The organism is Pseudomonas sp. TMW22089 (assembly GCF_022496645.1).
GTDB lineage: Bacteria > Pseudomonadota > Gammaproteobacteria > Pseudomonadales > Pseudomonadaceae > Aquipseudomonas > Aquipseudomonas paraversuta.
Genome location: NZ_SCFG01000024.1, coordinates 46057 through 66870, shown reverse-complemented (window position 1 = coordinate 66870; position 20814 = coordinate 46057). Strand labels below are relative to the sequence as shown.

Annotated in this window: 20 protein-coding genes; 8 read left to right on the top strand and 12 right to left on the bottom strand. The window is 58.8% G+C overall.

The window, feature by feature from the left end:
* The first annotated feature begins 128 nt into the window (after positions 1-128).
* The 6 genes from EQV90_RS18335 (at position 129) to EQV90_RS18310 (ending at position 5515) form a co-directional block, all read left to right on the top strand.
* The gene (locus tag EQV90_RS18335; protein ID WP_003438154.1) at positions 129-1619 is read left to right on the top strand and encodes an acetyl-CoA hydrolase/transferase family protein; all 1491 of its coding nucleotides are present in this window, start codon (positions 129-131) and stop codon (positions 1617-1619) included.
* A 317-nt stretch (positions 1620-1936) separates the two neighbouring features.
* The gene (locus tag EQV90_RS18330) at positions 1937-2152 is read left to right on the top strand and encodes a DUF1127 domain-containing protein (protein ID WP_003438153.1); all 216 of its coding nucleotides are present in this window, start codon (positions 1937-1939) and stop codon (positions 2150-2152) included.
* Between the two features lie 301 nt (positions 2153-2453).
* Positions 2454-2771: a DUF2388 domain-containing protein gene (locus EQV90_RS18325; protein WP_003438151.1), complete on the top strand. Its 318-nt coding sequence runs from the start codon at positions 2454-2456 to the stop codon at positions 2769-2771.
* Between the two features lie 148 nt (positions 2772-2919).
* Positions 2920-3213 (top strand): DUF2388 domain-containing protein, encoded by a 294-nt coding sequence (locus EQV90_RS18320; protein WP_003438149.1) that lies wholly within the window; start codon positions 2920-2922, stop codon positions 3211-3213.
* A 26-nt stretch (positions 3214-3239) separates the two neighbouring features.
* Positions 3240-3560 carry a DUF2388 domain-containing protein gene (locus tag EQV90_RS18315; protein WP_010657071.1) on the top strand — a complete coding sequence of 107 codons (321 nt, stop codon included), beginning with the start codon at positions 3240-3242 and terminating at the stop codon, positions 3558-3560.
* Positions 3557-5515: a DUF4105 domain-containing protein gene (locus tag EQV90_RS18310; RefSeq protein ID WP_240878522.1), complete on the top strand. Its 1959-nt coding sequence runs from the start codon at positions 3557-3559 to the stop codon at positions 5513-5515. The genes EQV90_RS18315 and EQV90_RS18310 overlap by 4 nt, the downstream gene beginning before the upstream one ends.
* A gap of 80 nt (positions 5516-5595) precedes the next feature.
* Here EQV90_RS18310 and EQV90_RS18305 read toward each other — a convergent pair whose 3' ends face one another.
* The 7 genes from EQV90_RS18305 to EQV90_RS18275 all read right to left on the bottom strand — a co-directional run bounded on the left by EQV90_RS18305 (position 5596) and on the right by EQV90_RS18275 (position 15146).
* A complete protein-coding gene (locus tag EQV90_RS18305) occupies positions 5596-6480 on the bottom strand; it encodes a response regulator (protein WP_240878521.1) in 885 nt (294 codons plus the stop codon).
* A 162-nt stretch (positions 6481-6642) separates the two neighbouring features.
* Positions 6643-7404, bottom strand: a complete 762-nt coding sequence (gene phoU, locus EQV90_RS18300; protein WP_003438141.1) for a phosphate signaling complex protein PhoU — start codon at positions 7402-7404, stop codon at positions 6643-6645.
* Positions 7405-7514: 110 nt separating this feature from the next.
* Entirely contained in the window at positions 7515-8348 is an 834-nt protein-coding gene (pstB, locus tag EQV90_RS18295; protein WP_127196925.1) for a phosphate ABC transporter ATP-binding protein PstB, read from the bottom strand.
* A gap of 169 nt (positions 8349-8517) precedes the next feature.
* Positions 8518-10188 carry a phosphate ABC transporter permease PstA gene (gene pstA / locus EQV90_RS18290; RefSeq protein ID WP_003438137.1) on the bottom strand — a complete coding sequence of 557 codons (1671 nt, stop codon included), beginning with the start codon at positions 10186-10188 and terminating at the stop codon, positions 8518-8520.
* Positions 10189-10203: 15 nt separating this feature from the next.
* On the bottom strand, positions 10204-12489 hold the full coding sequence (locus EQV90_RS18285; RefSeq protein ID WP_161720132.1) for an ABC transporter permease subunit: 2286 nt from the start codon (positions 12487-12489) through the stop codon (positions 10204-10206).
* A gap of 215 nt (positions 12490-12704) precedes the next feature.
* Complete coding sequence (locus EQV90_RS18280; protein WP_003438133.1) at positions 12705-13691, bottom strand: phosphate ABC transporter substrate-binding protein PstS; 987 nt, start codon at positions 13689-13691, stop codon at positions 12705-12707.
* Positions 13692-13856: 165 nt separating this feature from the next.
* Positions 13857-15146: an MFS transporter gene (locus tag EQV90_RS18275; protein WP_240878520.1), complete on the bottom strand. Its 1290-nt coding sequence runs from the start codon at positions 15144-15146 to the stop codon at positions 13857-13859.
* 376 nt (positions 15147-15522) lie between these two features.
* Here EQV90_RS18275 and EQV90_RS18270 point away from each other — a divergent pair, with 376 nt between their 5' ends.
* Positions 15523-15924 (top strand): acyl-CoA thioesterase, encoded by a 402-nt coding sequence (locus EQV90_RS18270; protein WP_003438129.1) that lies wholly within the window; start codon positions 15523-15525, stop codon positions 15922-15924.
* A gap of 58 nt (positions 15925-15982) precedes the next feature.
* The gene (locus EQV90_RS18265) at positions 15983-16882 is read left to right on the top strand and encodes a D-hexose-6-phosphate mutarotase (protein WP_003438128.1); all 900 of its coding nucleotides are present in this window, start codon (positions 15983-15985) and stop codon (positions 16880-16882) included.
* A gap of 83 nt (positions 16883-16965) precedes the next feature.
* Here EQV90_RS18265 and EQV90_RS18260 read toward each other — a convergent pair whose 3' ends face one another.
* The 5 genes from EQV90_RS18260 to EQV90_RS18240 all read right to left on the bottom strand — a co-directional run bounded on the left by EQV90_RS18260 (position 16966) and on the right by EQV90_RS18240 (position 20685).
* Positions 16966-17502 (bottom strand): DUF3299 domain-containing protein, encoded by a 537-nt coding sequence (locus tag EQV90_RS18260; RefSeq protein WP_240878519.1) that lies wholly within the window; start codon positions 17500-17502, stop codon positions 16966-16968.
* A gap of 83 nt (positions 17503-17585) precedes the next feature.
* Positions 17586-17834 carry a GlsB/YeaQ/YmgE family stress response membrane protein gene (locus EQV90_RS18255; protein WP_003438124.1) on the bottom strand — a complete coding sequence of 83 codons (249 nt, stop codon included), beginning with the start codon at positions 17832-17834 and terminating at the stop codon, positions 17586-17588.
* 105 nt (positions 17835-17939) lie between these two features.
* Complete coding sequence (locus EQV90_RS18250) at positions 17940-19025, bottom strand: 5-(carboxyamino)imidazole ribonucleotide synthase (protein ID WP_003438122.1); 1086 nt, start codon at positions 19023-19025, stop codon at positions 17940-17942.
* Between the two features lie 11 nt (positions 19026-19036).
* Positions 19037-19528: a 5-(carboxyamino)imidazole ribonucleotide mutase gene (gene purE / locus EQV90_RS18245; protein ID WP_003438120.1), complete on the bottom strand. Its 492-nt coding sequence runs from the start codon at positions 19526-19528 to the stop codon at positions 19037-19039.
* A gap of 239 nt (positions 19529-19767) precedes the next feature.
* Complete coding sequence (locus tag EQV90_RS18240) at positions 19768-20685, bottom strand: LysR substrate-binding domain-containing protein (protein ID WP_003438119.1); 918 nt, start codon at positions 20683-20685, stop codon at positions 19768-19770.
* Between the last annotated feature and the right edge of the window lie 129 nt (positions 20686-20814).

The window sequence follows — 20814 nt, the reverse complement described above, 5'->3', positions numbered from 1 at the left end:
TTCTATTTATAAAGAACCCGACCAAAGGCTCTAAATCGGCCGCTGGCATTCGACCATGGTAGCGGGACGAAAGGCTCTGAAAATGAATAGACTGCGCCTCTTGCTTCCGTTGCCCGAGATAACAATCCATGTACCGTGAACGTATTCGCCTAACTTCCCTACACGACAAGGTCATGAGCGCCGCAGAAGCCGCCGACCTTATCAAAGACGGCATGACCGTCGGCATGAGCGGTTTTACCCGTGCCGGCGAAGCCAAGGCCGTCCCCCAGGCATTGGCCGAACGCGCCAAGCTGTCGCCGTTGAAAATCACCCTGATGACCGGCGCCAGCCTGGGCAACGACCTCGACAAGCAATTGACTGAAGCCGGCGTACTGGCTCGGCGCATGCCTTTCCAGGTCGACAGCACCCTGCGCAAGGCCATTAACGCCGGCGAAGTGATGTTCATCGACCAGCATTTGTCCGAAACCGTCGAGCAATTGCGCAACAAGCAACTGACCCTGCCGGACATCGCCGTTATCGAGGCCGTCGCAATTACCGAGCAAGGTCATATCGTTCCAACGACCTCCGTAGGCAATTCCGCCAGCTTCGCGATTTTCGCCAAACAGGTGATTGTCGAAATCAACATGGCGCACAACCCGAATCTGGAAGGTCTGCACGACATCTACATTCCGACCTACCGTCCGACGCGTACACCGATCCCGCTGGTCAAAGTCGACGACCGCATCGGTAGCACCGCGATCCCGATCCCGGCGGAAAAAATCGTCGCCATCGTGATCACCAACAAGCCGGACTCTCCGTCCACCGTGTCCGAGCCGGACAGCGAAACCGACGGTATCGCCTTCCACCTGATCAATTTCCTCAAGCAGGAAGTTGAAGAAGGGCGCATGACCAACAAGCTTGGTCCGCTGCAGGCAGGCATCGGCAACATTGCCAATGCGGTAATGTGCGGGCTGATCGACTCGCCGTTCGAAGACCTGACCATGTACTCCGAAGTACTGCAGGACTCGACCTTCGATCTGATCGACGCCGGCAAGATGAGCTTTGCTTCGGGCAGCTCGATCACCCTGTCCAGCCGTCGCAATGCCGACGTGTTCGGCAACCTCGAGCGCTACAAGGACAAACTGGTCCTGCGCCCGCAAGAGATCTCCAATCACCCGGAAGTAGTTCGCCGCCTGGGCATCATCGGAATCAACACCGCACTCGAGTTCGACATCTACGGCAACGTCAACTCCACCCACGTTTGCGGCACGCGGATGATGAACGGCATCGGCGGCTCGGGTGACTTCGCCCGCAACGCACACCTGGCGATCTTCGTTACCAAGTCGATTGCCAAAGCCGGAGCGATTTCCAGCGTTGTGCCCATGGTCAGCCACGTCGACCACACCGAGCACGACGTCGATATCCTGGTCACCGAGCAGGGCCTGGCCGACCTGCGTGGCCTGGCCCCACGCGAGCGCGCACGGGTCATCATCGACAACTGCGTGCACCCGGACTTCCGCGAAGCGCTGAACGATTACTTCAACAAAGCCTGCGCTATTGGCGGCCACACGCCGCACATACTGCGTGAAGCCCTGAGCTGGCATATCAACCTCGAAGAAACCGGGAAAATGCTGCCGTAACTCCCGTTCTAGACAGCCGCTGACAAAAAACACTATTTGCCAGCGGCTTTTTTTGGCGTAAATTTCAAAAACTGTACTACTGTACCGGTCAATTCATGGCCCCTCCCCGCCTCCCCCCTGCCAAAACAGTCCGTTTCGCACCACATTGGTGCTGACAGGTACAGTTGTGCTCATTTATGGCCGTACAGCACCCCTAAACAGTTAACTGGCCCATCGCAATACAGTTGAACTGTATCTACTGTGTATGGACACAGAAGAGGATCATTGGCATCAGTTAAACCACTAGCCAATGCCGCCACAAGCGGAAGGATGCCGTCATGGAACGTACACTCAGTTCCGATCTGTTCAACGAAAGCAACACAGTAAACAACCAGGCTTCCATGCCTTTGCGCGTTCTTGCCAACTTGATGTTGTGGCAGCGCCGAATCTCCAGCCGCCATCAACTGGCTCGCCTGGACTCGCGTCTTCTGGCTGATGCCGGGATTAGCGAAGCACAGCGTTACGAAGAGCTGAGCAAGCCGTTCTGGCGCTAATGAGCGCTCGCTGGCCCTGACCACCGGTCTATCGCCAGCACCCTGAATTGAAAAAACAGAACCCGTCGCGGATTACCGCTGACGGGTTTTGTCGTTTATGGGGCGCATTTTTAAGAGGCCATAGCCACACAGGTACAGTTTCTAAAAACATTAAAACAGACAGGTACAGTTACACAAATACTTGATCCAAAGCACTTTGCGTACTCCAATCGGCAAAACATCCTTTGCTCAGCGCTGCCCTGCGCCTACTATTCGAGCCATAAGCGTCTATTTTAATAAGCTCATGTTTTGGAGTCTCACCATGCCCACCCTTCGTCTGTTTAGCGCCGCTGCCTTGCTGACCCTTGCTGCAAGCGCCAATGCCTCAAGCTTTATCGTCACCACCGATAGCATCGTGGGCACCCTCAAGGCCACTTCCGACCTGACGTCCGACGCCACCGGTTCGTTCCGCGACAACAAGATCGTGCGTGCTGCACGTGACGACGCCGCCAGCTTTGTAGCCAGCGAAGGAACCATTCGCGGTGTGAAACTGGAAAGCGCATTCGAGGCCATCCGCCAGCAAGCACCACAGTTGCAGGCCACCGACGCTCAACTGGCCCAGGCAATCCTGACCATTTGATTTTCGGATACGCCTGCCCCCCTGTGGGGCAGGCTTGCCCGCAGAAGAAACACTGCGCCCCGCCGCTTCATGAAGAACCCCGCCTCGCGCTGGCTCTGCCCCGGCCATTACGCTAGCCTTGAGTCTCATTCCAACTGCCTCGAGACCCATGCGCTTTTCCTCTTTAGCTCTGCTTGCACTCTGCTGGACACACACAGCCCATGCCTTCGATCTGACCACCCAGAATGTGGTGCTCAGTGGTTACGTCACCAGTAAAGTGACGTCCGCGCCCTTTGATCACAAACTGATACGTGCCGCCCAGGATGATGCTGGCGTCTTCATTGCCAGTGACGGCCAACTGCGAGGAGCGCAGCTGGAATCTGCCTTGCGCTGCCTGCGCCGGAGTCATCCAGAATTGAGTGTCAGCGACCTTGAACTGGCACAAGCAATTCTCGTCCAATAAATACCCGCATTTTCTGGAGATGTTTCATGCGTAGCCCTTTAATTGTCGCGACCCTGGGTCTTTTGCTGCTCGCCGACGTGGCACAGGCACAGACCCTGGTCCAGACCAGCAACATCATTGTGCGGGCCTTTGGTCGCACCATTGACTTCACCTCGGACACCACCACCTCGATCCGCGACTCCAAAGTCGTGCGCGAGGCTCAGGATGACGCCGCCACTTTCGTTGCCAGCCAGGGCGACATTCGCGGTGTGCAGCTGGAATCAGCCTTCAGCACCCTGCGTGAGCGAGTCCCAGAAGCCCGTACCGCCAGCGACCAGGTCCTCGCCGAAGCCATACTCGCACTGTGAGGCGGTTAACGCGCTGGTTCTTCGTTTGTGGCCTGCTGCTTGCGGGCAGTGCCCAGGCCGCTCTGCATCTGCAACTCAAGACCGAAGGCCTGAGCCCGGCTGAACAACAGGCCAGCCAGGCTCTGCTGGACGAGGCCATGCAGAGCCTGCCACCGCGTTTTATCGAGCAGCTGGACCGACAGATTCTGGTGGGCTGGACCGATGACATGCCAAGCAATGCCTACGGCCAGGCGTCGCTGGTGTCAGAGCTGGACCTCAATCGCAAGCTGCTGGCCGGGCTGACCGACGGTTCTGCCGCCACCCTGCAGACCAACCGTCCCCAAGGCACCGTGCGCCGGGAAATGCTCGCCACTGTGCTGCACGAACTGACCCACATCTACGACCGCGCCCGACTCTGGCCCGCCGCAGATCGCAGCCTGATCCTGCGCTGCAGCAGACAAAGCAACAGCTCCGGAATCATTGGCCTGCCCGATCAATGCCGCGGCCAGACCGAACGCCGCTTCACCCTCAGCGATGATCCACGGCTGCTCGACCTGGCCGGCTGGCAGCAATATGTCGGACGCCGTGGCGAGCGCGAGCAAGACAACCACCAGATCGTTCGCAGCCCGGACCTTTACGAAGTCACCAACCCCAAAGAGTTTGTGGCGGTCAACATGGAGTACTTCCTCCTCGACCCGGCCTACGCCTGTCGCCGCCCAGCCCTCTACCGCTACTACAAGGCGCATTTCGGCTGGGCCCCGGCGGCCAGGGACGAATGCCCCAAAGGCTTCGCCTTCCTCAACGCCGGTAACGACTTTGCCCTGCAGCCCCTGGGCACCGTCGACCCGGAGCGGGTCTACGCCGTCGACTACCTGCTGGCCGAGGCCAACCAGGAGTGGGCCAGCCGCTGGGGCCACAGCATGCTGCGCCTGGTGATCTGCGCCCCCGGACGCCCGCGCGGCCCGGACTGTCGCCTCGACCTGCAAGAACACCTGGTTCTGTCCTACCGGGCATTCGTCAATGACGTACAGCTTTCAAGCTGGGACGGCCTGACCGGGGCTTACCCGTCACGCTTGTTTGTGTTGCCACTGGCCCAGGTTATCGACGAATACACCAAGACCGAACTGCGCAGCCTGGCTTCGGTGCCGCTCAAGTTGAGCCGCCCCGAAATTGAAGAAGTGGTTGAGCACGCTGCCGAGATGCACTGGAGCTATGACGGCAACTATTACTTCATCTCCAACAACTGCGCGGTGGAAACCCTGAAGCTGCTGCGCAGCGGTAGCGACAATAGCCAGCTCAAAGGGCTCGACAGCATCGTGCCCAATGGCCTGCTTGAAGTGCTTGAGGGCCGCGGGCTGGCCGACACCAGCGTGCTGGAGGATCCGAAAGAGGCCCTGCGCCTGGGTTACCGGTTTGACTCCTACCGCGACCGCTATCAAGCCATGTTCGACGTGCTCAAAACCCGCCTGCCAATCAAACAGACCACGGTTGAAGACTGGCTGGCCCTGAATGCCGACGAACGCCGGCCGTGGATCGAGAAGGCGGACCTGCGCTCGAGTGCTGCGCTGTTATTGCTTGAGCAGGCCAGCTTTCGTCGACAACTGCTGCTGGCCCAGGACGAGGTCAAGCAAAAGTACCTGGGCGCCCGCGGGCTCAAGGATGGCGGCATGGATAAAGCCAATAAAACCCTGCAGCAGATTCTCGCCACCAGCGGCTTTCTCAGCCGCCCGGCCGAGTTGCTCGGCAGCAGTGGTTATGGCCTGCCGCAAGCCAAAGAGTGGGAAGTGCTCCAGTCCGAAAGCAGCCAGCGCCAGCAGCAACTGCTGCGCCTGACCACTGACCTGGACCAGGAAGTGCGCGGCCTGCTTGAACCGGCCCGGGCGGCGGAAATTGCTGCCACCGAAGCCAACGTCAAACAGATCGGCGAGCACTTGCGGGCGATTCATAAAGCGTCAGGCGGGTTGCAACTGCCCTGATTCTGCTTACCCCCCTGCAGGAGCGAGCTCTTTAGCCTGGCTGAAAACAGCTCGCTCCTGCAGGACTTGCCCGGCGTATCTCAGGCTCCCGGCACAAAGTGCTTCTGCACGGTGCCGTGGGCGATCAGCCGCGAGAGGTAGTTCATCTTCTCGGCATCCTGATCGACAAAGCGGAACGTCAGTTGCAACCAGTCACTGTCCGGCCTGGGCTCGTAAGCCACGATGGCATGCAGATAGCCATTGAGGCGCGCAACCTCGGCGTTCTCGCCCTGCTCAAGGTCCAGTACCGCACTGGCCAATACCTGAGGCAGCACTTCACCGCGACGCACCACCAGTAGCGCTTCCTTGAGGCTCAGGGCCTTGATCACGCACGCCTGGGTGCCGCTGGCCAGGCGCAGCTGCCCTTGACCCCGACCAGCCGGCACCTGAGCGGCAGGTTTTGCTGCTGGCGCCACCGGACGTGCAACCGCAGCAGGAGCCGGGGTGATTACTTGGGCCTTGCCACCGGTCAGTGCATTCAGCGAGTCGTTACCGAAGGCGCTGCTCAAGCGTGCAGGTGCACTGCTCATCACGGCATCCAGCAAACCCGCCTTGGCAAAAGCCTTCTTCACCTTGGTCAACAACTGCTCGTTGGTGAAGGGCTTGCTGACAAAGTCTGAGACCCCGGCCTGAATCGCCTGAATCACATTTTCCTTGTCCCCGCGGCTGGTCACCATAATGAACGGCAGGGTTTTCAGATGATCCTGCTCACGGCACCAGGTCAGTAGTTCAAGGCCGGACATCTCCGGCATTTCCCAGTCGCACAGCACCAGATCGAAAGTCTCACGGGTCAGCAATGCCTGGGCTTTACGGCCATTGACTGCGTCTTCGGTCCTGATGCCCGGAAAATAGTTACGCAGGCAATTTTTAACCAGATCGCGAATAAACGACGCGTCATCCACCACCAGCACACTGACCTTGCTCATCGACTGCTCCTTTAAAATCCTGACCACCCTGCCCGCATTCAAAGCAATGTGCCAAGACCGACAGGCACCCCAACGGCATTAACGTTCGCAGAGCGCCTTGAATATGAATGCCAAAAACCAAAACGCCCGGCTAGAGCCGGGCGTTTTTTATCTCGGGCAGTCTTATTTATCGTCAGCAGACTGCACAACATTAGCTTTATCACCGCCTGTGCCTTCAACTTCTTCGCGCATGCGCTTGAGGCCCATGTGCCGCACGTCCGTGCCGCGCACCAGATAAATCACCAGCTCGGAGATATTGCGCGCATGGTCGCCAATACGCTCCAGCGAACGCAGAACCCAGATGATGCTCAACACACGCGAGATCGAACGCGGGTCCTCCATCATGTAAGTGGCCAGTTCGCGCAGTGCGGTCTTGTACTCGCGATCGATGATTTTGTCGTACTGGGCTACCGACAGTGCGAGGTCGGCATCGAAGCGGGCGAACGCATCCAGTGCATCACGCACCATGTTGCGTACCTGATCGCCGATGTGCCGCACTTCGACATAACCCCGGGGCGCCTCGCCTTCTTCACACAGCTGAATGGCACGGCGAGCGATCTTGGTCGCTTCGTCACCGATGCGCTCCAGGTCGATCACTGACTTGGAGATACTGATGATCAGGCGCAGGTCAGAGGCTGCCGGCTGGCGACGGGCCAGAATGCGCAGGCATTCTTCGTCGATGTTGCGCTCCATCTGATTGATCTGATCGTCTATCTCGCGCACCTGTTGCGCCAGGCCGGAGTCGGCCTCGATCAATGCCGTGACGGCATCGTTGACCTGTTTCTCCACCAGGCCGCCCATCGCCAGCAAGTGACTGCGTACGTCTTCGAGTTCCGCGTTGAACTGCGCGGAAATGTGATGGGTGAGGCCATCCTTTGAAATCATGGTTTTGCTCCGCAAAAGCTTCAAGCGACCAGCTTCAAGCTGCAAGTTGATTGTGTCGTTACGCCAAACTGCATTTACTTGCCGCTTGAGGCCAACGGCTGCAGCTGCTGCTAGCCATAGCGCCCGGTGATGTAGTCTTCGGTCTGTTTCTTGGCCGGGTTGGTGAACAAGGTATCGGTGTCGCCGTACTCAACCATCTTGCCCATGTACATGAACGCGGTGTAGTCCGAAACCCGGGCTGCCTGCTGCATGTTGTGGGTCACGATCACGATGGTGAACTTGGACTTGAGCTCGTAGATCAGCTCTTCGACTTTCAGGGTCGAGATCGGGTCGAGTGCCGAGCACGGCTCATCGAGCAGCAGTACTTCAGGCTCAACTGCGATGGTACGGGCAATCACCAGACGCTGTTGCTGGCCGCCGGACAGACCCAGGGCCGACTCGTGCAGACGGTCCTTGACCTCATCCCACAGCGCCGCGCCCTTGAGTGCCCACTCTACCGCTTCGTCGAGCACGCGCTTTTTGTTGATGCCCTGGATCCGCAGACCGTAGACCACGTTTTCGTAGATGGTCTTGGGGAACGGGTTGGGTTTCTGGAACACCATGCCGACGCGCCGACGCAACTCGGCCACATCCTCGCCCTTGCGGTAGATGTTGTTGCCGTACAGGTTGATCTCGCCCTCGACACGGCAACCGTCCACCAGATCGTTCATCCGGTTGAAGGTGCGCAGCAACGTGGACTTGCCGCAACCCGACGGGCCGATAAACGCGGTAACCCGTTGCTTGGGGATGTTCAGGCTGACGTCGAACAGCGCCTGTTTTTCACCGTAGTAAAGGTTCAGGCCCGGTACTTCAATGGCGACGGCTTCGTCAGCCAGGCGCAGGCTCTGTTTGCTGCGGCCCAGGGCTGACATGTTGATGCCGTGGGTGGGAGATTCATGCTGCATGGGTTGCTCCATACGCTAAAAATTCATTTCGCTTACCTCTGGCCGCTTATCAGGGCCAGAGGTTTACATGATTATTGTGGGAGCCGGCTTGCCGACGATCCGGACAACGCGGTGTACATCTGAACCGTCGCTGGCAAGCCAGCTCCCACATGACCCTTACGTGTATCAATCAGCTTTCCAGCGCCTTGTACTTCTCGCGCAGGTGGTTACGAATCCATACCGCCGACAAGTTAAGCGTTGCGATCACCAGTACCAGCAGCAGCGCGGTGGCGTATACCAGCGGGCGTGCGGCTTCGACGTTGGGGCTCTGGAAGCCCACGTCATAAATATGGAAGCCCAGGTGCATGATCTTCTGGTCAAGGTGCAGGTACGGGTAGTTGCCATCCAGCGGCAGCGACGGTGCCAGCTTGACCACGCCCACCAGCATCAGCGGCGCCACTTCACCGGCCGCACGGGCCACCGCGAGGATCATGCCGGTCATCATGGCCGGGCTGGCCATCGGCAGCACGATCTTCCACAAGGTCTCGGATTTGGTGGCACCCAGCGCCAGCGAGCCTTCGCGAACGGTACGCGGAATACGCGCCAGCCCTTCTTCAGTGGCCACGATCACCACCGGCACCGCCAGCAGCGCCAGGGTCAGCGAGGCCCACATCAGGCCCGGCGTACCAAAGGTCGGCGCCGGCAGTGCTTCGGCGAAGAACAGCCGGTCCACCGAGCCGCCCAATACATACACAAAGAAGCCCAGGCCAAACACGCCGTACACAATGGCCGGGACACCGGCCAGGTTGTTGACCGCAATGCGGATCACCCGGGTCAGGGTGTTTTGCTTGGCATATTCGCGCAGATACACCGCCGCCAGCACCCCGAACGGCGTGACGATCACGGCCATGATCAGGGTCATCATCACGGTGCCGAAAATTGCCGGGAAGATCCCGCCTTCAGTGTTGGCTTCACGGGGGTCCTGAGTGAGGAACTCCCAGATATTGCTGAAATACATCCCCAGCTTCTGCCAGCTGTTCATCGCGTTCGGCTGGTAGGCCTTGACCACCTTGCCGATGCTGATTTCCAGCTCTTTACCGTTGGCGTCGCGGGCCGTGAGGCTGTCGCGATTGAACTGCGCGTGCAAGTCCCCCAAACGCTCTTCGATGGCTTTGTAGCGGGCGTTCAGTTCGGCCCGTTCCGACTCCATGTCAGCTTGCGCTTGCGGGGTGAGCTTGCCGTCCAGCTCCAGCTTGCGACCATGCAGGCGGATACGCTCCAGCCCGTAGTTGATCGCACCGATGTCTTTCTTTTCCAGCTGGCTGAGTTGTGCCGCCAGTTCATTGATACGTTTGACCCGGGCTTGCAGTTCAGGCCAGGCCGCAGCACCTTCGGCGATCACTTTGCCGTTTTCTTTCACGTTGACCAGATAGCCGTAAAAATTGCCCCATTCGCGGCGCTCGATGGCCATCAGCTCCGGCGGCGTGGACTGGTTGGTCAGCCACTCGCCGACCACCCAAGTGAAGTCGTTGCCGTTCAGGTCACGGTTACCGACCTTGATCAGCTCCCGCGTCATGAACTCTGGGCCTTGATCGGGCACCGGCAGGCCGGCGCTTTTCAGACGCTCGCGCGGTACTTCTTCCTTTTGCACCACTTCGCCGATCAGCACGTGATTGGCATTACCCGGTACGTCGTACTGCGCGTGCACCAGGTCTGCCGGCCAGAAGTGACCCAGACCACGCACCGCGATGACCGACAGCAAACCGATGGTCATGATGACCGCGATGGAAACCGCACCACCGCTGATCCAGACGCCGGGAGCGCCGCTCTTGAACCAACCTTTGAGGGAGTTCTGTTTCACAGACTTCTACCTTCCTTAAAGCGACGAATATTTCTTGCGCAGACGCTGACGAATCAGCTCGGCGAGGGTGTTCATGACGAAGGTGAACAGCAGCAGTACCAGCGCCGAGAGGAACAGCACGCGGTAATGACTGCCGCCCACTTCCGACTCCGGCATTTCCACCGCTACGTTCGCCGCCAATGTGCGCAGGCCTTCGAACAGGTTCATTTCCATGACCGGGGTGTTGCCGGTGGCCATCAACACAATCATGGTCTCGCCTACCGCACGGCCCATGCCGATCATCAGCGCCGAGAAAATCCCCGGGCTGGCGGTCAGGATGACCACCCGGGTCATGGTCTGCCACGGTGTGGCACCCAGCGCCAGCGAGCCCAGGGTCAGGCCACGCGGCACGCTGAACACGGCGTCTTCGGCAATCGAGTAGATGTTCGGGATGACCGCAAAGCCCATCGCCAGACCCACCACCAGAGCATTGCGCTGGTCGTAAGTGATGCCCAGGTCGTGGGAGATCCACAGGCGCATGTCGCCGCCGAAGAACCAGGCTTCCATATACGGGCTCATATACAGCGACAGCCAGCCCACAAACAGAATCACCGGGATCAGGATCATGCTTTCCCAGCCGTCCGGCACCCGCAGGCGGATCGACTCAGGCAGGCGGCTCCAGGTGAAACCCGCCACCAGGATGCCGATGGGCATCAGCATCAGCAGGCTGAAAATCCCCGGGAGATGGCCCTCGACATAAGGCGCCAGGAACAGACCGGCGAAGAAGCCCAGGATTACCGTGGGCATCGCTTCCATCAGCTCGATCACCGGCTTGACCTTGCGCCGCAGGCTCGGGGCCATGAAGTAAGCGGTGTAGATCGCGGCAGCAACAGCCAGCGGAGCGGCCAGCAACATGGCGTAGAACGCCGCCTTCAACGTACCGAAGGTCAATGGCGCAAGGCTCATTTTCGGTTCGAAGTCGGTGTTGGCAGCCGTCGACTGCCAAACGTATTTAGGTTCGTCGTAGTTCTCGTACCAGACCTTGCTCCACAACGCGCTCCAGGACACTTCCGGGTGCGGGTTTTTCAGGGTCAGTGGCAGCAGCTTGCCGCCCTCTTCCACGATGATGCGGTTGGCCCGTGGCGACAACGCCATGATGCCGGGGCCTTCAGCAATTTTTTCGACCAGCAGGGTGCGATGCGCGGTGCTGTGGAACACACCGATTTCACCAGCAGCGTCCAGGGCCAGGAAGCCTTTGCGACGTTGTTCGGCGGTGATCTCGACAATCGGCGAGGTGCCCATCTGGAAACTGCGGATGTGCTTGAAGCGTTGCTCGCCATCCGGATCGCGCGCCATGAACCATTGGCTCAGCCCACCCCTGGAGTCGCCGAAGATCAGCGAGATACCACCCACCAACTGGGTACTGGCGGTGATCTCGGTCGTGGCGTCATCAGCCAGCTTGTAGCGCCCGTTGAGGCTCTTGTCGCGCAGGCTGAACACATCGGCTTGCGCCCGCCCGTTAACCACATACAGCCACTGCTGGCGCGGGTCGACGTAGAGCGCTTTGACCTGTTCGGTCATTTGCGGCAGGTCGATGCGGGTCTCGGAATTCGTGACCTCGCCGGTCATCATGTTTTCTTCGCTGACCATCGACAGCACGTTCAACTGCGCACCGCTCGAACCCGCCAACACCAGCGTCGAATCGTTCACGCTGAGGTTCACGTGATCCAGCGCACGGCCCTGGGGGTCGAGCACAATCGGCGTTTCGCCATAGGGGTATTCAATGGCCGGGGTGATGGTCTTTTTGTTATCCGGGTAGCTGACACGGTAGCTGTGACGGAACACCAGGGCCTGACCGTTGGACAGGCCCAGGACCACCACCGGATTACCCGGCTGGTCTTCACCGATCGACGTCACTTGTGTGCCCGCAGGCAACGGCAAGTTGACCCGCGACAACTCGTCGCCCGTTTTGGCGTTAAAGAACAGCACCATGCCCTTGTCGGACACACGCATACCGACCTGATTCTGCTCCTCTACGGAAATCATCAGCGGCTTGCCGGCATCCTGCATCCATACCGGAGTCAGCGCCTGCTTGGCATTGAGGTCTGCGCCCTGAAACAGCGGGAACACGACATAGCCGAGGAAGAAGAAAATCAGGGTGATCGCGCCGAGCACGGCAAGACCGCCGATAAATACATACCAGCGGGTCAGGTGGTCTTTTAGCGCGCGGATGCGACGCTTGCGCTTGAGTTCAGGGGTATTGAAATCAATGCGCTTGGGAGCGGATGTTGTAGTCATTGGGGAATTGGCCAGATCATTCATGCGCACACCCTAGCGATCCTGTATGACAGAAAGATGACAAAGCAGTGACGCAGAAAATCCGCCGCCCAGTGGTGCTGGCAGCGGAGCGAAAAATGAGGTGAATCAGGAGCGCCTGTAGCGGCTGCCGGAGGCTACGACGGGCTGCGTAGCAGACCCGTTTTTGAAGGTCCTTCGGACCTTGCCGCAGCCTTCGTCAGCGACTACAGAGCTCTCGTTTATGCGCCTTCTTTCAAGCCCAGGTCAGCCAGTGCTTTGGCAGCGACTTTGGCTGGCAGCGGGATATAGCCGTCTTTCACGACCACTTCCTGGCCCTGCTTGGACAACACCAGCTTGATGAACTCGGCTTCCAGCGGGTTCAGCGGCTTGTTCGGTGCCTTGTTCACATACACGTAGAGGAAACGCGACAACGGGTATTTGCCGTTCAGTGCGTTTTCTTCGGTGTCTTCAATGAACTCGGTGCTGCCCTTTTTAGCCAGAGGCACTGTTTTCACGCTGGCGGTTTTGTAACCGATGCCCGAGTAGCCCACGCCGTTCAGCGAGCTGCTGATGGACTGAACCACCGAAGCGGAACCCGGCTGTTCGTTCACGTTTGGCTTGTAGTCGCCTTTGCACAGGGCTTCTTCCTTGAAGTAGCCATAAGTGCCGGATACCGAGTTACGACCAAACAGTTGAACCGGCTTGTTCGCCAGATCGCCGGTCACACCCAGGTCGCCCCAGGTTTTAACGTCAGCTTTGGCGCCGCACAAACGGGTCGACGAGAAAATCGCGTCAACCTGCTCCATGGTCAGGTGCTTGATCGGGTTGTCCTTGTGGACAAATACCGCCAGGGCATCAACAGCCACCGGGATGGCGGTCGGCTTGTAGCCGAACTTCTGCTCGAAGGCAGCCAGTTCGTTGTCCTTCATCTTGCGGCTCATCGGGCCCAGGTTGGCGGTGCCTTCAGTAATCGCAGGTGGCGCGGTCGAAGAACCGGCAGCCTGAATCTGGATGTTCACGTTCGGGTATTCTTTTTTGTAAGCCTCAGCCCACAGGGTCATCAGGTTCGCCAGGGTATCGGAACCAACGCTGGACAGATTCCCCGACACACCGGTGGTCTTCACGTAGGGCTGAATAGCCGGGTCAACACCAACGGCAACCGCATTGGCAGTCGCAACGCCAGCGGCAACAAAAGTCAGGGCCGCCATCACACGCTTCAGTTTCATGCCTTACTCCTAACAAACGGGGTTAGATGAATCGGGGGCCAGTATCTTCAGGCCATGTGACCACTCTATGAACCGATTGTGACAATTGGATGAAAGGCCATCATTGTTTACAAATGATGGCCTTTCTGGAGAGGCTAATTATGTGTGACGACGAGGCCGGCTCGATCAGCGGCCCTTTTTCCACAGGTAGGCACCGACCAGCAAGCCCATGGTGCAGATGATTGCCACGTAGTACGCCGGGCCCATCGGGCTTTCTTTAAGCAGCAGGGTTACGGCCATCGGGGTCAGGCCACCAAAGATGGCGTAGGCCAGGTTGTAGGAAAAAGACAGGCCACTGAAACGCACCACCGCCGGAAAGGCTTTGACCATCACATAGGGCACAGCGCCGATGGTGCCTACAAACAATCCGCTCAAGGCGTACAGGGGAAACAACCAGTCCGGGTGCTGCAACAGGCTGTGGTAGAAGGTCCACGAGGTGATCAGCAGTCCGGCGCAACCCAGCACGAAGACTTTGCCGGCACCAAAGCGGTCAGCCAGTGCCCCCGAAGCAATACAGCCAAAGCTCAAAAAGACGATGGCCAGACTGTTGGCTTGCAATGAGGTGGTGGCAGAAAAACCGTACACGGTTTGCAGCACGGTCGGCGTCATCAATATGACCACGATGATCCCGGCAGACAGCAACCAGGTCAGCAGCATCGAAATCACAATTGCGCCGCGATGATCACGCAACACGGTCTTGAGCGGCACTTCTGCAGCCAGGGCCTTGCGCAGCTGCAACTCGGCGAACACCGGGGTTTCGTGCAACCAGCGCCGCAGATACACCGAAAACAGTCCGAACACACCCCCCATGAGGAAAGGGATTCGCCACGCGTAATCGGCCACTTCCGCCGGGGTGTAGATCGTATTGATCGCAGTGGCCATCAACGAACCGAGCAAAATGCCCGCCGTCAGGCCGCAGGTCAGGGTGCCGCAGGCATAGCCCACGTGACGCGGCGGAACATGCTCGGCCACAAACACCCAGGCACCCGGCACTTCACCGCCAATCGCCGCGCCCTGAATCACGCGCATCAGCAGCAACAGAATCGGCGCCCACATGCCGATCTGTGCATAAGTCGGCAGCAAGCCCATGATCAGGGTCGGCACCGCCATCATGAAGATGCTCAAAGTGAACATCTTCTTGCGCCCCAGCAGGTCGCCGAAGTGCGCCATGACAATGCCACCCAGCGGCCGTGCCAGATAACCCGCAGCAAAAATGCCGAAGGTTTGCATCAGGCGCAGCCACTCCGGCATGTCCGCCGGGAAGAACAGCTTGCCGACCACGGTGGCAAAAAATACAAAGATGATGAAATCGTAAAACTCCAGCGCACCGCCCAAAGCAGACAGCGACAAGGTTTTATAGTCATTACGGGTTAACGGCCGCGACGGCGGTGCAGCACTGGAAGGCTCTGTGATCATGGAGTATTGCTTCTCTTATTTGGGCTCGGCAAAAAGCTGCAACTACGCCGGCAGGGGCTGGGCAGGTTTTGAAAGATAACAAATTGTTTACAAAAGCACAGAGCTAGACGCACGCCTCGCTTAAAAAGCAGAATCCGAAGGTCGTCGGCCAAGCCAGTGATCGATATACTCGTTGGCTGTAAGAAACATTTGGAGACTTCTGAAAATGCTGTGCGAAACGTTCGCAGGGCATTCACCAGCTGATTCCACAGAGTTTCCCTTGGTGCGGCTTATGAAGAACGTGACGAACGTAGTATGTTCGGGCTGAATCGTTTTTCTAATGACGCTTATTCACCCGCAATACACATGATGAATCACGGGTCAGAGGCCCTTAGGCATGCTAGAGCTCGAACAAGAAGATCCAATCCCGCAAGGTGACCTGGCCTTGCAAATCACCGCATTACCGCGCGAAACCAACGGTTTCGGCGATATTTTCGGCGGCTGGCTGGTATCACAAATGGACCTCGCTGGCACCGCAATGGCCAGCAAGGTCGCCGGGGGCCGTGTGGCTACAGTTGCCATTGATCGCATGGCATTTCTGGTGCCCGTGGCAGTCGGGGCCCAGTTATCGTTTTACACCCAGGCCCTGGAAATCGGCCGCAGCTCGATCCAGATGATGGTCGAAGTGTGGAGCGACGACCCGCTGTCCAGCGAATGGCGCAAAGTCACCGAAGCTGTATTTGTGTTCGTTGCCATCGATGGCAGCGGCCGCACGCGCTCCGTTCCGCCGCGCCGTTAAACCTCGCCGCGCTTTGCCTGTCTACTGCTGTCCTAGTCCCTGATATAGAGAGCCTGCCATGCACCACATTGAGTCAGTCACCCTGGATGAACTGGAGTGCTGGCACTTCCAGCATGGTCAGGCCCAACTATTGGTCGCCAAACAGGGCGCCCAGGTGCTCAGTTATCAGGTAGGCGATGAGCCGCCGATCATCTGGCTTAACGACAAGGCCCAGTACAAGGCAGGCAAAGGCATCCGCACCGGCGTCCCGGTCTGCTGGCCGTGGTTTGGCAATTTTGAACGCAACCCGCAAAGCGTAAAAGCCATGCGTCAGTCAGACGAGCCGGCAACGGCCCATGGGCTGGTGCGCACCCGCGAATGGGAGCTCCTTGAGTTCGACGATGCCGGTGAAGCACTGCACATCGAACTGGGCCTGCCCCACGTCGAAGGCGGCCTGCCCGGGTGGCCACACGATGTCGCACTGACCCTGAGCATTCGCCTGGACACGCAGCTGCACATCAGTCTCACCAGCCATAACCGCAGTGATATTCCGGTCACCATCAGCCAGGCGCTGCACAGCTATTTTGCGGTCAGCGATGTACGCAGGGTGCATGTCGAAGGGCTGGACGCACTGACGTATATCGACACGCTGCAAGACTGGAAACAGATCCGCCAGACCGGCGATTTGACCTTCAGCGGCGAAACCGACCGCATCTACCTCGACGCCCCGCAGCAGCTGAGCATTGTCGATAACGACTGGCACCGCAGCATTCAGCTCACCAGCCGCGGCTCACGTACGGCGGTGATCTGGAACCCGTGGATCGAGCGGGCCGAACAGTTTGACGACATGGCCGATGATGGCTGGCAACGCATGCTCTGCATCGAAACCGCCAACGTGATGGACGACGTGGTCACCCTGGAACCGGGTGCGAGCCATACCCTGGGTGTCAGTATTGCGAGCAAACGCCTGAAACCCTGAACCTGTAGGAGCGAGCTTTTTAAACAGCTCGCGAGCAAGCTCGCTCCTACAGTCAGATTGCGCGTAGTTAAGTTGCGTATCCCTTACAAATCCGCCTCAACCACCACCCGCACCTTGCTCGCATCCAGCGCATAGGCCGCATCCGCCAGATCATTACTGACTGTCTCAACCTTCAGCGTGCCCACCACCCACAATGGCGTGTAGATGTCGTCCAGCTTCAAGCCTTTGGGGTAGCGCACCAGCACCAACTGATTGGGCGGCGGTGGCGGCACGTGGATGCAGGCGCCAGGGTACGGCACCAGGAAAAACAGGGTACTGCGCCCCTTGGCATCGGTTTCCAAAGGCACGGGATAGCCGCCCAAACGGATATTTTTCCCGTTCATGGCAGGCACAGTTTTACTGGAATACATGACCCCCGGCAGGCCTTTGCTCTGCTTCAAACCACCCTTGGCAGTAAACGTACCATTGGCCTCGGGCGAGTCATGGTCGATTTCGGGCATTTGTTCGAGGGCTTTTTGATCCGACTTTGGCATCAGGTCGAGCCAGTCGGTTTCGGGCAATTGCGCCGCGTGTACCAGGCCACAGCCCAGTAAAAGAAAGATAAAAGCAAAACGACGCATGGCAGTCTCAATCAAAGAGGGCTTCTGACGCCGCGCATTCTAGCCTTCTCTGCGGCGAGCGCAGAGAGGGCCAGACCATTCAATCAGCTCTTTTTCGACACCATGTTGTAGATCACCAGCAGGATAACCGCCCCGATCACCGCACCAATAAAGCCGGCACCCTCGCCTGCCTTATAGATACCCAGTGCCTGTCCGCCGTATGTTGCCGCCAGCGAACCGCCGATACCCAGCAGGATAGTCATGATCCAGCCCATGCTGTCGTCGCCCGGTTTCAGGAAACGGGCCAGCAGGCCAACGATCAAGCCGATAAAAATGGTTCCGATGATGCCCATGGACGCTTCCTCTCTGTAGATGGCGTAAACCCAAGCCTAGTCAGCACTTTGGGATCACGCCATCAGAGAGTGGCGGTCACTGAATGGTTCCCGCCAATTAACGATTTACGCTTGATCGATCAACGCTTCAACACGCTGGATTTGCGCTTTGAGCGTCGCCAGGTCTGCACAACGCAGATTGGCATGACCCACTTTGCGGCCGACCTTGAAGGCCTTGCCGTAGTGATGCAAATGGCAGTCGGCAATCGCGATCACCTGCTCTACCGGCGGCACGCTGCCAATGAAGTTGAGCATTGCGCTCTCACCGACCTTGGCCGTCGAACCCAGCGGCAAACCGGCAATGGCGCGCAAATGGTTTTCGAACTGGCTGCACTCGGCGCCTTCAGTGGTCCAGTGCCCGGAGTTGTGCACTCGCGGGGCAATTTCATTGGCCTTGAGGCCACCGTCGACTTCAAAGAACTCGAACGCCATCACGCCGACGTAGTCGAGTTGCTTGAGTACACGGCTCGAGTAGTCCTCGGCCAGCGCTTGCAACGGGTGATCGGTGCTGGCAACCGACAGCTTGAGAATGCCGCGGTCATGGGTGTTGTGCACCAGCGGGTAGAACCGGGTCTCGCCATCACGACCGCGCACGGCGATCAGCGACACTTCACCAGTGAAGGGTACAAAACCTTCCAGCAGGCAGGCGACGCTACCCAGCTCGGCAAAGGTACCTTCGACATCGGCCGCAGTGCGCAGCACTTTCTGGCCCTTGCCGTCATAACCCAGGGTGCGGGTCTTGAGCACGGCCGGCAACCCGATGCTGGCTACCGCTGCATCCAGATCCGCCTGGGACTGGATGTCGGCAAAGTCCGGCGTCGGAATCCCCAGGTCCTTGAACATGCTTTTTTCGAACCAGCGATCACGGGCGATACGCAGCGCTTCGGCACTCGGATAAACAGGTACGAATTGCGACAGGAAGGCCACGGTTTCAGCAGGAACGCTTTCGAACTCAAACGTCACCAGATCGACTTCATCGGCCAGTTGGCGCAAATGATCCGGGTCGCTGTAGTCCGCACGCAGGTGTTCACCCAGCGCAGCTGCGCAGGCATCAGGCGCCGGATCAAGGAAAGCGAAGTTCATGCCCAGCGGAGTGCCCGCCAGGGCCAGCATGCGGCCCAGTTGGCCGCCACCGATTACACCGATTTTCATCGTCAAAAACCTCAGGCTTCGCGCGGGTCTGGATTGTCCAGAACGCTGTCTGTCTGCTCAGCACGGAATGCTTTCAATACGGTATGGAACTGCGGGTGCTTGGCGCCCAGGATGCTGGCCGACAATAGCGCTGCGTTGATCGCACCCGCCTTGCCGATGGCCAGGGTGGCAACCGGGATGCCTGCAGGCATTTGCACGATCGACAGCAGCGAATCAACGCCCGACAGCATCGCCGACTGCACCGGTACACCCAGTACCGGCAAGTGGGTTTTGGCCGCACACATGCCTGGCAGGTGAGCAGCGCCACCGGCACCTGCGATGATCACCTCGATCCCGCGGCCTTCGGCCTCTTCGGCATACTGGAACAGCAAGTCCGGAGTGCGGTGGGCAGAGACCACTTTAACTTCGTAAGGAATGCCGAGTTTTTCCAGCATATCGGCGGTGTGGCTGAGGGTGGACCAATCGGACTTGGAGCCCATGATCACGCCTACCAGTGCACTCATCGTCGCGCCTCTTCTCTTGGGCGCCCGCAGGCGCGTCAAAAAACAACAAGCCACGTGGGGAAACCGACGTGGCTTGTTATAGAAATTAAGGCCGGTCAAGCCAGCCGAAGGCCGCGCAGTATACCCAAAAAGGTAAACAAAACGCATATTCCCCGACCATCTGTCTTTGATCCTGAAATCTGCTTCGACGCCCGGTTTTATTGACTTCAAGGTCAGGCCAGAAAACCTCCGGGCAGCGACTACACCGGCGCCTGGGCTGGTGCTGAAGGATTTTCCAGCTTGCGCCACAGCAAGCGCACGTTGGCCTTGCGCACCAGGGCGCAGCGGTACAAGCGAATTTCCAGCGGCACGTGCCATTGGGGCCCGCCACAGATCACCAACTCACCGCGCTCAAGCTCCGCCCGCACGCTTAACCGCGGCACCCAGGCGATGCCCAGCCCTTCAAGCGCCATGCTTTTAAGGCTGTCGGCCATGGCGGTCTCATAAATAGTGGTGAAGCGCAGGCTGCGCTGGCGCAGTAACAAATTCACCGAACGGCCCAAAAATGCCCCGGCGCTGTAGGCCAGCAACGGCACACTGGCATCGCCTTCCAGATCAAACAGCGGATTGCCGTCAGCGTCGGCAGCACACACCGGCAACATTTCGGTATTACCCAGGTGCAAGGACGGGAAAATTTCCGGGTCCATCTGCAATGCCGCATCCGGATCGTAAAAGGCCAGCATCAAATCGCAGCCGCCCTCACGCAAAGCATGCACCGCGTCTCCGACGTTAGTCGCAACAAGACGTGTCGCGATGTTCAGCCCTTCGTTACGCAACTGAGCGATCCAGCGCGGGAAAAAACCCAGCGCCAGGGAGTGTGCCGCAGCCACTTGCATGACCTCGCCCTGCCCGCCTTCCAGGTGATGCAAGTGACGCAAGACTTCGCCGAGCTGTTCGACCACGGTGCGCGCCGTGACCAAAAACAGCTGGCCGGCCGCGGTCAACTCCACCGGGGTGCGGGAACGATTCACCAGGGTCAGCCCCAGCGCCGCTTCAAGGCTGCGAATACGTCGGCTGAAGGCCGGCTGAGTCACAAAGCGACGCTCTGCCGCCTGGGAAAAACTGCGAGTGGCGGCCAGGGCACTGAAGTCCTCTAACCATTTACTTTCGAGATTCATCGAGTCCTCCCGGACGCGCACCAAATTGGGTCACACGTTCGACGCGGCCGTCGCGTCACGTCGTCATTATGCCGTTTATGCATAGGATAGTGTTTAAAGGCATTGGCCCAATTTTGTCTGCAGGCCTAG

Excerpts from the sequence above, each read along its gene's own strand:
- pstB (WP_127196925.1), bottom strand. The coding sequence starts at position 8,348 with ATGCAGCATGAATCTCCCACCCACGGCATCAACATGTCAGCCCTGGGC.
- EQV90_RS18335 (WP_003438154.1), top strand. The coding sequence starts at position 129 with ATGTACCGTGAACGTATTCGCCTAACTTCCCTACACGACAAGGTCATG.
- EQV90_RS18265 (WP_003438128.1), top strand. The coding sequence starts at position 15,983 with ATGCACCACATTGAGTCAGTCACCCTGGATGAACTGGAGTGCTGGCAC.
- phoU (WP_003438141.1), bottom strand. The coding sequence starts at position 7,404 with ATGATTTCAAAGGATGGCCTCACCCATCACATTTCCGCGCAGTTCAAC.
- EQV90_RS18280 (WP_003438133.1), bottom strand. The coding sequence starts at position 13,691 with ATGAAACTGAAGCGTGTGATGGCGGCCCTGACTTTTGTTGCCGCTGGC.
- purE (WP_003438120.1), bottom strand. The coding sequence starts at position 19,528 with ATGAGTGCACTGGTAGGCGTGATCATGGGCTCCAAGTCCGATTGGTCC.
- EQV90_RS18325 (WP_003438151.1), top strand. The coding sequence starts at position 2,454 with ATGCCCACCCTTCGTCTGTTTAGCGCCGCTGCCTTGCTGACCCTTGCT.
- EQV90_RS18285 (WP_161720132.1), bottom strand. The coding sequence starts at position 12,489 with ATGAATGATCTGGCCAATTCCCCAATGACTACAACATCCGCTCCCAAG.
- EQV90_RS18320 (WP_003438149.1), top strand. The coding sequence starts at position 2,920 with ATGCGCTTTTCCTCTTTAGCTCTGCTTGCACTCTGCTGGACACACACA.
- EQV90_RS18250 (WP_003438122.1), bottom strand. The coding sequence starts at position 19,025 with ATGAAAATCGGTGTAATCGGTGGCGGCCAACTGGGCCGCATGCTGGCC.
- EQV90_RS18255 (WP_003438124.1), bottom strand. The coding sequence starts at position 17,834 with ATGGGCATCATCGGAACCATTTTTATCGGCTTGATCGTTGGCCTGCTG.
- EQV90_RS18305 (WP_240878521.1), bottom strand. The coding sequence starts at position 6,480 with ATGAGCAAGGTCAGTGTGCTGGTGGTGGATGACGCGTCGTTTATTCGC.
- EQV90_RS18275 (WP_240878520.1), bottom strand. The coding sequence starts at position 15,146 with ATGATCACAGAGCCTTCCAGTGCTGCACCGCCGTCGCGGCCGTTAACC.
- EQV90_RS18315 (WP_010657071.1), top strand. The coding sequence starts at position 3,240 with ATGCGTAGCCCTTTAATTGTCGCGACCCTGGGTCTTTTGCTGCTCGCC.
- EQV90_RS18260 (WP_240878519.1), bottom strand. The coding sequence starts at position 17,502 with ATGCGTCGTTTTGCTTTTATCTTTCTTTTACTGGGCTGTGGCCTGGTA.
- EQV90_RS18240 (WP_003438119.1), bottom strand. The coding sequence starts at position 20,685 with ATGAATCTCGAAAGTAAATGGTTAGAGGACTTCAGTGCCCTGGCCGCC.
- EQV90_RS18330 (WP_003438153.1), top strand. The coding sequence starts at position 1,937 with ATGGAACGTACACTCAGTTCCGATCTGTTCAACGAAAGCAACACAGTA.
- EQV90_RS18270 (WP_003438129.1), top strand. The coding sequence starts at position 15,523 with ATGCTAGAGCTCGAACAAGAAGATCCAATCCCGCAAGGTGACCTGGCC.